At 70.5% G+C, this 10,435-nt stretch carries 10 protein-coding genes and 1 tRNA gene; 10 read left to right on the top strand and 1 reads right to left on the bottom strand.

The features are described 5' to 3' along the window. From QZ772_RS10660 to rbsD, 5 genes are all read left to right on the top strand, one after another. Positions 1 to 872 (top strand): ATP-binding cassette domain-containing protein (locus tag QZ772_RS10660; RefSeq protein WP_295525696.1); only part of this gene is annotated, 872 nt, incomplete at its 5' end. Continuing rightward, positions 869 to 1,864: an ABC transporter permease gene (locus QZ772_RS10655; protein WP_295525693.1), complete on the top strand. Its 996-nt coding sequence runs from the start codon at positions 869 to 871 to the stop codon at positions 1,862 to 1,864. The genes QZ772_RS10660 and QZ772_RS10655, both read left to right, overlap by 4 nt. A 22-nt stretch (positions 1,865 to 1,886) precedes the next feature. Continuing rightward, the gene (locus QZ772_RS10650; protein ID WP_295525690.1) at positions 1,887 to 2,897 is read left to right on the top strand and encodes a LacI family DNA-binding transcriptional regulator; all 1,011 of its coding nucleotides are present in this window, start codon (positions 1,887 to 1,889) and stop codon (positions 2,895 to 2,897) included. Positions 2,898 to 3,006: 109 nt separating this feature from the next. Continuing rightward, entirely contained in the window at positions 3,007 to 3,966 is a 960-nt protein-coding gene (rbsK, locus tag QZ772_RS10645; RefSeq protein WP_295525688.1) for a ribokinase, read from the top strand. Continuing rightward, entirely contained in the window at positions 3,963 to 4,355 is a 393-nt protein-coding gene (gene rbsD / locus QZ772_RS10640; protein ID WP_295525685.1) for a D-ribose pyranase, read from the top strand. The genes rbsK and rbsD overlap by 4 nt, the downstream gene beginning before the upstream one ends. 33 nt (positions 4,356 to 4,388) lie before the next feature. On the opposite strand, the gene QZ772_RS10635 is transcribed toward rbsD, so the two are convergent. After that, entirely contained in the window at positions 4,389 to 5,288 is a 900-nt protein-coding gene (locus tag QZ772_RS10635) for an MOSC N-terminal beta barrel domain-containing protein (protein WP_295525681.1), read from the bottom strand. Positions 5,289 to 5,447: 159 nt separating this feature from the next. Between QZ772_RS10635 and QZ772_RS10630 the strand changes: the two genes are divergently transcribed. The 5 genes from QZ772_RS10630 (at position 5,448) to QZ772_RS10610 (ending at position 10,344) form a co-directional block, all read left to right on the top strand. Continuing rightward, positions 5,448 to 6,617, top strand: coding sequence for an FAD-dependent monooxygenase (locus tag QZ772_RS10630; RefSeq protein WP_295525677.1), 1,170 nt, complete (start codon positions 5,448 to 5,450; stop codon positions 6,615 to 6,617). Between the two features lie 94 nt (positions 6,618 to 6,711). Continuing rightward, positions 6,712 to 7,413 (top strand): DsbC family protein, encoded by a 702-nt coding sequence (locus tag QZ772_RS10625; RefSeq protein WP_295525675.1) that lies wholly within the window; start codon positions 6,712 to 6,714, stop codon positions 7,411 to 7,413. Further along, complete coding sequence (locus QZ772_RS10620; protein WP_295525673.1) at positions 7,413 to 9,302, top strand: peptidase M61; 1,890 nt, start codon at positions 7,413 to 7,415, stop codon at positions 9,300 to 9,302. The genes QZ772_RS10625 and QZ772_RS10620 overlap by 1 nt, the downstream gene beginning before the upstream one ends. Before the next feature lie 133 nt (positions 9,303 to 9,435). Next, positions 9,436 to 10,215 carry an enoyl-CoA hydratase gene (locus QZ772_RS10615; protein ID WP_017761397.1) on the top strand — a complete coding sequence of 260 codons (780 nt, stop codon included), beginning with the start codon at positions 9,436 to 9,438 and terminating at the stop codon, positions 10,213 to 10,215. A 52-nt stretch (positions 10,216 to 10,267) separates the two neighbouring features. Then, positions 10,268 to 10,344 (top strand) — tRNA-Met (locus QZ772_RS10610). Positions 10,345 to 10,435: the final 91 nt, after the last annotated feature.

The following is a 10,435-nucleotide window of genomic DNA, read 5'->3' as shown; positions in this document are numbered from 1 at the left end:
TGCGCGAGTCCGAGCTGGTCGAGCGCATGGTCGGCCGCGCGGTGCACGAGCACGAAGGCCGCCCGCGCCGCACCGCCGGCGCGCGCCTGCTGAGCGCCCGCGGCCTGGGCCGCGGCCAGGTGGTGCAGGACGTGGACCTGGACCTGCATGCCGGCGAGGTCTTGGGCATCGCCGGCTTGGTGGGCGCGGGCCGCACCGAACTCATCCGCCTGCTCTTCGGCGCCGATCGTGCCGACCGAGGGCGCATCGACCTGCACTGGCCCGGTGCCGCCTCGCCGCCCGGCGGACGCTGGCGCTCACCCATGCAGGCCATCCGCGCCGGCATCGGCCTGGTGACCGAAGACCGCAAGTCGCAAGGCCTGCTGATGCCGCAGTCGATCCGCGTCAATGCCACGCTGAGCGACCTGGGCGCCGTCTCGCGCGGCGGCTGGCTGCGCTTCGCGCACGAGCGCGGCATCGCCCGCCGGCTGGTGCAGACCCTGCGCATCCGCTCGCGCAGCGAGGAGCAGGCCGTCTCGACCCTGAGCGGCGGCAACCAGCAGAAGGTGGTGTTCGCCCGCTGGCTGCACCGCGAATGCAAGGTGCTGCTGCTGGACGAGCCCACGCGTGGCGTGGACGTCGGCGCCCGCGCCGACCTGTATGCCGAACTCGACCGCATGGCCGCCGCCGGCCACGCCATGCTGATGGTCTCCAGCGACCTGCGCGAGCTGATGGCCATGTGCGACCGCATCGGCGTGATGCATGCCGGTCGACTGGTCGCCGTCTTCGAGCGCGGCGCCTGGAGCGAGCAGTCGCTGCTGGCCGCCGCCTTCGGCAATGCGCCTGCCGGCGAGGCCGCCGCTGCCCCCACCTCTTCCCTGATTCCCGCATGAACCCGCCCGCCCAATCCCCTGCCGCCGCCGCGCCGGCGCCCACCACCCGGCCGCTGCGCGGCCAGCTCGGCACCTACCTTGGCCTGGCCGCGGTGCTGATCGGCATGGTCGTGCTGTTCAGCAGCCTGTCCGAATACTTCTTCACGGCCGAGACCTTCATCACCATCGCCAACGAGGTGCCGGCGCTGACGGTGATGGCCGTGGGCATGACCTTCGTGCTGATCATCGCGGGCATCGACCTGTCGGTCGGCTCGGTGCTGGCGCTGAGCGCGGCCGTCACGGCCGCCGCCATCCTGCAGTGGAAGCTGGCCGTGCCCGCCGCCGCGGCGCTGGGCCTGGCCACGGGCCTCGTGTGTGGTGCCATCACCGGCGCGGTGTCGGTGGCCTGGCGGCTGCCCAGCTTCATCGTCTCGCTGGGCATGCTGGAAGCCGTGCGCGGCGGCGCCTACCTGGTGACGGATTCACGCACGCAGTATGTGGGCGACGCCATCGCCGGCCTGGCGGCGCCGTGGATCGGCGGCGTGTCCTCGGCCTTCGTGCTGGCGGTGGTCATCGTGATCGTGGGCCACCTGGTGCTCACGCGCACCGTGTTCGGCCGCCATGTGGTGGGCATCGGCACCAACGAGGAAGCCATGCGCCTGGCAGGCATCGACCCGCGGCCGATCCGCATCGCCGTGTTCGCCGTCACCGGCCTGCTGGCCGGCCTGGGCGGGCTGATGCAGTCGGCCCGGCTGGAGGCCGCGGACCCCAATGCCGGCGCCGGCATCGAGCTGCAGGTGATCGCCGCGGTGGTCATCGGCGGTACCAGCCTGATGGGCGGACGCGGCTCGGTCGTCAACACCTTCTTCGGCGTGCTGATCATCGCGGTGCTCGAAGCCGGACTGGCCCAGGTGGGCGCCAGCGAGCCGGCCAAGCGCATCATCACCGGCGCCGTGATCGTGGCCGCCGTGATCATCGACACCGTACGCCAGCGGCGCGCCGGCGCGGCCTGACCGTCGCCTTCGCACTGCCGCCATGGCCACCATCAAGGACGTCGCCCTGCGTGCCGGTGTGTCGGTGACCACCGTGTCGCACGTGGTCAACGGCACCCGTACGGTCAGCCCCGAGGGCCGCGCGCGCGTGGAAGACGCCATCCGCGCCCTGGGCTACGTGCCCAGCGCAGTCGCGCGCAGCCTCAAGAGCAACAGCACGCGCACCGTGGGCATGCTGATTCCCAACAGCTCCAACCCCTACTTCGCCGAGATCGTGCGGGTGGTGGAAGACCGCTGCTTCGGCGCCGGTTATGCGCTGGTGCTCTGCAACACCGACGACGAAGCGCAGCGCCAGGGCGTGTACCTGCAGGTGCTGGCGCAGCGGCGCATCGACGGGCTGATCGTGGTCTCCAGCGGTGGCGACGCCTCGCTGCCCACCCTGCTGGCCGGCCTGCGCATGCCCACCGTGCTGGTGGACCGCGAGGTGGAAGACCCGGCCTGCGACCTGGTCGAAACCGCCCACATGCAGGGCGGCCTGCTGGCCACGCGGCACCTGCTGTCGCTGGGCCACCGGCGCATCGCCTGCATCGGCGGACCGGCGGGCCTCGCACCCAGCGAGCAGCGCATCGACGGCTGGCGCATGGCGCTGGCCGAGGCCGGCCATTCCGCGACCAGCGCGGCGCTGCTGTGGCACGGCGGCTTCACGCCGCAGGGTGGCTACGAGGCCATGCACGCCATCCTGCGCACGGCGGAGCGGCCCTCGGCCGTGTTCGTGGGCAACGACCTGATGGCCATGGGCGCGCTGCGCGCCGCGCACGAATGCGGGCTGCGCGTGCCCGACGACATGTCGATGGTCGGCTTTGACGACATCGAGCTGAGCGCCTATGCCAGCCCGCCGCTGACCACCGTGGCGCAGCCCAAGGCCCGCATCGGCGCGCTGGCGGTGGACATGCTGCTGGAGCGCATCGACGGCCGGCGCCAGATCGGCCGCAAGGTGCTGCTGCAGCCGGAGCTGCGGGTGCGCGACTCGACCGCGCGCTTCGGGCCGGCGTGAAGCCTGCACCGCGGCCCGTCATCACGCTCCACCGCTTCGCCCTCCCATCGCCTTGCCCGCGTCTTCGCCCAACATTGCTCTCTCTTTCCCCTTGCCCGAGTCCGACGCCGTGAACCGCTCCTCCGCCCCCGCCGACGCCCCGCTGCTGGTCGTGCTCGGCAGCCTCAACATGGACGTGGTGGTGCGCGTGCCGCAGGCGCCCACCGCCGGCGAGACGCTACATGGCCGCTCCATCGACCACCTGCCCGGCGGCAAGGGCGGCAACCAGGCCGTGGGCTGCGCCCGCCAGGGCGGCGCGGTGCGCATGCTGGGCTGCGTGGGCGCCGATGCGCACGGCACCGCGCTGCGCGATGCGCTGGCCCGCGACGGCATCGACACCGATGGCGTGCGCGTCGAGCCCGCCACGCCCACCGGCGTCGCGCTGGTGATGGTGGAAGACAGCGGCCAGAACCGCATCGTCGTGATCCCCGGCGCCAACGCAACCGTGCAGGTGGAGCCGGCTGTGCTGCGCACGCAGCTTGCCGGCGCGGCCTTCCTGATCCTGCAGTTCGAGACGCCGCTGGACCAGGTCGGCCTGGCGATGGAGGTCGCGGCACAGGCCGGCTGCAAGGTGCTGCTGAATCCCTCGCCGATGCAGGCGCTGCCCGAGGCCTTCTGGCCGCGCATCGACACGCTGGTGGTCAACGAGCTGGAGGCGCAGATGCTGTCCGGCCTGCCCGTGACGGGCGTCGCCGAGGCGGCCGGGGCCGCACGCACCCTGCTGTCCCGCGGCCCCGTGCGCGTCGTCGTCACGCTGGGCAGCGAAGGCGCGGTGGCCGCCGATGCCGACGGCTGCCGCCATTACCCCGCGCTGCGCGTGAAGGCGGTGGACACCACCGCCGCGGGCGACACCTTCCTGGGAGCCCTGGCCGTGTCGCTCGCGCGCGGCGAGACCTTCGACGCCGCCGTCCAGTTGGGCATCCGCGCCGCAGCCCTGTGCATCGGCCGGCCCGGCGCCCAGCCTTCGATTCCTTCGCGCAACGAGGTGCTCGCCAGCCCCGTCCCGCCCGCACCGGTCACACTGCCATGAAACGCACCCACCTTCTTCACGCCGAACTCTCCCAGGTCATCGCCGCCATGGGCCATGGCGACATGCTGGTCATCGGCGATGCCGGCCTGCCCATTCCCGACGGTCCGCGCCGCATTGACCTTTCGGTGGCGCGCGGCGTGCCGCGGCTGGATGACGTGCTTGCCGCAGTGTTGAGCGAACTGACGGTGGAAAGCGCCGTGGTCGCCTGCGAGGCCCTGCCGGCGGACCAGGACCGGCCGGCCTGGTACCCCCCGGCGCTGCCGATGGCGCCGATGGCCGTCTCGCACGAGGAATTCAAGCAGCGCAGCGCCAAGGCCCGCGCCATCGTGCGCACGGGCGAGTGCACGCCCTACGCCAACATCCTGTTGATTGCGGGCGTCAGCTTCTAGATCTGAAGACGCGCCGATCGACGCGGCGCTGCTTCAGTCGAAGCGCAAGTCGGCGCCCACCGGCTGCCCGACCTTGAGCAGGTGGTCGATGCCCTGGCGCACGATCAGGTTCATGCCGAAGGTGGTGGCGCCGTCCATGCGCGGATCGGCGCGATAGCTGCGCAGCGTCTCGCCCACCACGGTCTGCGACTGCGCCGTCGCTGGGTCCACATCGGGAATGCTGCAGCGCACGCAGGGCTTGACGGGCTGCAGTTGCACCTCGCCCTGCTCGGTGGGAATGTGCAGCATCGCCACACGGTCCTCGTCGTGCGCTTCCATGCGGTCCAGCACGAGGTTGGGGCGCAAGCGGATCGCGTCGATGCTCGGACCACCATTGGCTGCGAGCCGCTCGTTGAACTCATCCACCGCCGCCTGGCTCACCACCAGCAGCGCATAGCCGTCGGAGAACTGTGTCTGCGCCTCCACGCCACCGGTCCACTTGAGGCTGGAAAGGCGCTTGTGCTCCGGATCGAAGCGCACCATGCGCAGCCGCTGCGGCTGGCCGGGCTCGGAAAGAAAGTCGCTGAACCACTGGGCCGCCACGTCACCCATGTCGTAGGCCGCCACTTCGTCCTTCCAGATGGTGGCGCGCACCGGTTCCTCCACGCGGTCGTAGGCGATGTGCAGCGCCAGCATGCCGGGGGCGCGCAGGATCATCTCGTAGTGCTTCATCTGCGGCCGGATCAGTGCCATGCGCGGCAGCTCGCGCTGGCTGACGAAACGGCCGGCCTCGTCCACCAGCATCCAGGCGCGGTCGAACTCCAGGCCGGTCTCGGTGAGCAGGGCCTCCTTGACCTCCACGCCGGCGCAGGACTTGACGGGATAGACGATCAGCCGCGCGATGCGGGCCTGGAGGTCGAAGCGCGAGAGGTCGGGGATGGCGGCAGCGGTCACGGCAAGAGAGGGCGATGAGGCCTGGACGGTCGGACAGGAAAGGCGTGGCAGGTCGCGCCACGCCTCGCGTTTGAGGAGCACGAAGCGGGCCGCCCACGGCAGCGCGCCGCATTGTCGAGCCATCTCCGGGGGCGCAGGGGCGCTCCCTACAATGTTTCGATGGCTCTTCCCCCCGAGGTTTGCATTCGCGGCGCCGGCATCGTCGGCCGCACGCTGGCGTTGCTCCTGGCCCGAGAACGGGTGCGCGTCGCCCTGGTGGCCGAAGCCCCCTCCAACCCCTCACCCGATCGCGCGGACGTGCGCGCCTATGCGCTAAACGCGGCCTCGCGCGCCCTGCTCGAATCGCTGCGGGCCTGGCCCGACGCGGCGCAGGCCACGCCGGTGCGCGAGATGCAGGTTTTCGGCGACGAGGACGGCCGGGTGCGCTTCGACGCTGCCGAGCAGAAGGTCGACGCCCTGGCCTGGATCGTGGACGTGCCGGCCCTCGAGGAACAGCTGGCGGCGGCGGTCCGCTTCTCGCCGCAGGTCGAGGTCGTGACCGCCCCGGTCAAGGCGGCACTCACGGTGGTGTGCGAAGGCAAGGCCAGCCTCACGCGCGAGACGCTGGGCGTGCAGTACGACGTGACCCGCTATCCCCAACTCGCCATCGCCGCCCGGCTGGAGGCCGAACGCCCGCACGGCGGCGTGGCCCGGCAGTGGTTCAACGCGCAGGGTGACGTGCTGGCCCTGCTGCCCATGGGTGGCGCCGAGGGCCGGCAGGTGGCCCTGGTGTGGTCCGTGGGCCAGTTGCGCGCGCCCGAATTGCTGGAACTCGATGCCGACGCCTTCTGCGCCCGCCTGCGCGAAACCAGCCACGAGATGCTGGGCGGCTTCACGCTGGCGAGCGAGCGGGCCGCCTGGCCGCTGCAGCGCGCCACGGCCGACCGCTGGTCGGGCCGCTTCGACGAGGGCGGCGCCTGGGTGCTGGCCGGCGATGCCGCACACACCGTGCATCCGCTGGCGGGCCAGGGCCTCAACCTCGGTCTGGCCGATGCGGCCGAACTGGCCCGCGTGATCCGCGAACGCGACTACTGGCGCAGCGTGGGCGATGCCCGTCTGCTGCGCCGCTACGAACGCGCCCGCCGCGCCGACGTGCTGGCGATGGGCCTGGCCACCGACGGCCTGCAGCAGCTATTTGCGCCGGGCGTCGAGCCGCTCGCACGGCTGCGCAACTGGGGCATGCTCGGCTTCGACCGCAGCCACTTGCTCAAGGGCTGGGTGGCCCGCCACGCAATGGGCCTTGCCTCTGGTGTTTCTTCTCCCTCTCCCTCTGGGAGAGGGTTGGGGTGAGGGCCTCGGGCCGCCCCATCGTTCCTGCCCTGATCCAGGCGCAGGCCCCTCACCCCACCTCTCCCCAGGGGGGAGAGGAGCAACTCCTCGCACCATGAAGTACATCCTCCCCCTCCTCCTGGCCGCCACGCTGGCCACCGCCCATGCCGGCGAAGCCGAGATCCGCAAGAACCTCGGCGGCAGCTTTCCGCAGCTCGCGCAGATCGACGAAGTGCGCAAGGCCGCCATGCCTGGGCTTTGGGAAGTGCGCCAGGGCTTCGACCTGTACTACACCGACGAGCAAGGCAACTTCCTCATCCAGGGCAACCTGATCGACGTGAAGAACCGCCGCAACCTCACCGAGGAGCGCGTGGACAAGCTTACCGCCGTCGACTTCGACAAACTGCCCGTGCAGGACGCCATCAAGATCGTGCGCGGCAACGGCAAGCGCAAGCTGGCCATCTTCGAAGACCCGAACTGCGGCTACTGCAAGCAGTTCGAGCGCGAGCTGCGCAAGGTGGACAACGTGACGATCCACCTCTTCCTGTACCCGGTGCTGGGTCCGGACTCGGCCGTGAAGTCGCGTGACATCTGGTGCTCGAAGGACAAGGCCAAGGTCTGGAGCGACTGGATGATGGAAGGCGTGAAGCCCACCACCGGCGAATGCGACACCCAGGCGCTCAAGCGCAACGTGGAGTTCGGACGCAAGTACAACATCACCGGCACGCCGACCCTGCTGTTTGCGAATGGCTCGCGCACGCCGGGCGCCGTGCCAGCGGCGCAGGTGGAGCAGCAACTCTCGGCCGCCGGCAACTGATGCCGGCCGCCGCGCCCGCCCTGCGCTACCGCATCGCGGTGGCGGACCTGAACGCCCACCTCTACGAAGTCACGCTCACCATCGATCGGCCCGCCGCCGACCAACAGGTGTCGCTGCCGGTGTGGATCCCGGGCAGTTATCTGGTGCGTGAATTCGCCCGCAACCTGCAGGGTGCGCCCAAGGCCACCCAGGGCCGCCGCGGCGTGGCGGTGACGCAGCTGGACAAGGCCAGCTGGCGCATCGCCGCCAAGGCCGGCCAGCCACTCACCGTGCGCTACCTGGTCTGCGCCTTCGACAACTCGGTGCGCACCGCCTGGCTGGACCGCTTTCGCGGCTTCTTCAACGGCACCAGTCTGTGCCTGCGCGTGGAGGGCCAGGACGAGTTGCCCTGCCACATCGAGATCGTGCCGCCCACGCTGCCCGAGGGCGACGCGCCCTGGCAGCTGGCCACCGCGCTGCGCCCCGTCAAGACCGACCGCCGCGGCTTCGGCACCTACCAGGCCGCCAACTACGACGAGGTGGCCGACAGCCCGGTCGAGATGGGCGCCTTCTGGAGTGCCGAGTTCGACGTGCTGGGCGTGCCGCACCGCTTCGTGGTGGCCGGCGCCCCACCCTCCTTCGACGGCGACAAGCTCATTGCCGACACCCGCGCCATCTGCGAGACGCAGATGCGCTTCTGGCATCAGGACGACCCCGGTCTTCCTCCTCTCCCCCCTGTGGAAAGGCAGGGTGAGGGGCCGACGGCGACCGCAAAAGCACAACGCTCCACCAAAGCCCGCGCCCGTGCGTCTGCCAAGCACCCGGCCCCCCATGACCGCTACGTCTTCATGCTCAACGCCACCGACGACGGCTACGGCGGCCTGGAGCACCGGCACAGCACCGCGCTGATCTGCACCCGCCGCGACCTGCCGCGCCGCGGCGTCGCCAAGCAGCCCGAGGGCTACACCACGCTGCTGGGCCTGATCAGCCACGAGTACTTCCACACCTGGAACGTCAAGCGCCTGCGGCCGGCGGAGTTCGCCCGCTACGACTACACGCGCGAGAACTACACGCGGCTGCTGTGGTTCTTCGAGGGTTTCACCAGCTACTACGACGACCTGCTGCTGCGCCGCGCCGGCTGCATCGACGATGCGACGTACCTGAAGCTGCTGAACAAGACCATCAACCAGGTGCAGCAGACGCCCGGCGCCGCCGTGCAGTCGGTGGCCGACGCCAGCTTCGACGCCTGGATCCGCTACTACCGCCCCGACGAGCAGACACCCAACACCACGGTGAGCTACTACACCAAGGGCGCGCTGGTGGCGCTGTGCCTGGACCTCACGCTGCGGCGGGAGGGCCAGGGCTCGCTGGATGCGGTGATGCGCGAGCTCTGGCGCGCGAGCGAAGGCGGCCCCATCGACGAGGCCGCCATTGGCGCGGCCCTGGCCCATGTCGGCGGCCGGGCCTATACGAACGAGCTGTCGCGCTGGGCGAATGGCACGGCTGAACTGCCGCTGCGCGACCTGCTCGCCGCACACGGCGTGGCCATCCACGACGACCCGGCGCAGCTGGCGCAGGCCCTGGGGCTGCGGGTCGACGAGAGCGGCGGCACCGTCAAGGTCAAGATGGTGCTGCGCGGCGGCGCGGCCGAGAAAGCCGGCTTCGCTGCCGGCGACGAATGGTTGGCCGTCGAAGCGGCCACCCACAGCGCGAAGGCTGCGGAAGGCTGGCGCATCGGCAAGCTCGACGACATTGCGCTGTACCTCGGCGCCGCCAGGAAATGCTTGGCCCTGGTGGCCCGCGACCGCCGTCTGATGCGCGTGCCGCTGGCCTGGCCGTCGGGCGACGCGCGCACCTGGCGCCTGGCGGGCAGCGACGCCGACCTGCTCAAGCGCTGGCTTCAGGGCTGATCGCCGGGCGGTCGGCCTGACGGCATCGGCGTCTCCGGCTGGACAGCCGCCCGCCACGCTGCCCGGGTAGCCGTCGGTATAGTGCGCGAGGGCCTCGCCGGCCCGCCCTGTCCGTTCATTCCAGGAGACCCCCGTGAGCTACGAGAACATCGAAGTGCGCGTCGAAGCCGGCAAGGTCGGCATCGTCACGCTCAACCGTCCCAAGGCCCTCAACGCGCTCAACGATGCGCTCATGGACGAGCTGGGCGCCGCGCTCAAGGCCTTCGATGCCGACGAGGCCATCGGCTGCATGATCATCACCGGCAGCGAGCGCGCCTTCGCGGCGGGCGCCGACATCGCGCTGATGGCCAAGTACACCTTCGTCGACACCTACAAGGGCGACTACATCACGCGCAACTGGGAGTCGGTGCGCTCCATCCGCAAGCCGGTGATCGCCGCCGTCAGCGGCTTCGCCCTGGGCGGCGGCTGCGAACTGGCCATGATGTGCGACTTCATCATCGCGGCCGACAACGCCCGGTTCGGCCAGCCCGAGATCAAGCTGGGCGTGATTCCCGGTGCCGGCGGCACCCAGCGCCTGCCGCGCGCCGTGGGCAAGGCCAAGGCCATGGACATGGCGCTGACCGGCCGCATGATGGACGCCGCCGAAGCAGAGCGCGCCGGCCTGGTCAGTCGCGTGGTGCCCTACGACAAGCTGATGGACGAGGCCCTGGGCGCCGCGCTGACCATTGCCGACTTCTCGCAGATCGCCGTGATGGCCGCCAAGGAATCGGTGAACCGCGCCTTCGAAGGCTCGCTGTCGGACGGCGTGATGTTCGAGCGCCGGCTGTTCCACGCCCTCTTCGCCACGGCCGACCAGAAGGAAGGCATGGATGCCTTCCTGAACAAGCGCAAGGCCGAGTTCAAGAACCAGTGACGGCAAAGGGGCTTGCGCCTGCCGATCTTCGCCCCCTATAATCGCGGGCTTCGGCGCTTTAGCTCAGTCGGTTAGAGCGATGGAATCATAATCCACAGGTCCGCGGTTCGAGTCCGTGAAGCGCCACCAATAAAATCAAGGGGTTACGTGCAAGCGTAGCCCCTTTTTCTTTGCTCCTGGAGATCGGTGTAGCCACCGTGTAGCCAGTGGTGCAACGAGT

The organism is uncultured Pseudacidovorax sp., from assembly GCF_913773995.1.
Classification (GTDB): Bacteria; Pseudomonadota; Gammaproteobacteria; order Burkholderiales; family Burkholderiaceae_C; genus Xenophilus.
The sequence above is the reverse complement of the archived record's forward strand: the minus strand, read 5'-3'. Positions and strand labels throughout refer to the sequence as shown.

Coding starts and splice junctions, on each gene's coding strand:
- QZ772_RS10655 (WP_295525693.1), top strand. CDS start 869: ATGAACCCGCCCGCCCAATCCCCTGCCGCCGCCGCGCCGGCGCCCACC.
- QZ772_RS10650 (WP_295525690.1), top strand. CDS start 1,887: ATGGCCACCATCAAGGACGTCGCCCTGCGTGCCGGTGTGTCGGTGACC.
- rbsD (WP_295525685.1), top strand. CDS start 3,963: ATGAAACGCACCCACCTTCTTCACGCCGAACTCTCCCAGGTCATCGCC.
- QZ772_RS10630 (WP_295525677.1), top strand. CDS start 5,448: ATGGCTCTTCCCCCCGAGGTTTGCATTCGCGGCGCCGGCATCGTCGGC.
- QZ772_RS10625 (WP_295525675.1), top strand. CDS start 6,712: ATGAAGTACATCCTCCCCCTCCTCCTGGCCGCCACGCTGGCCACCGCC.
- QZ772_RS10620 (WP_295525673.1), top strand. CDS start 7,413: ATGCCGGCCGCCGCGCCCGCCCTGCGCTACCGCATCGCGGTGGCGGAC.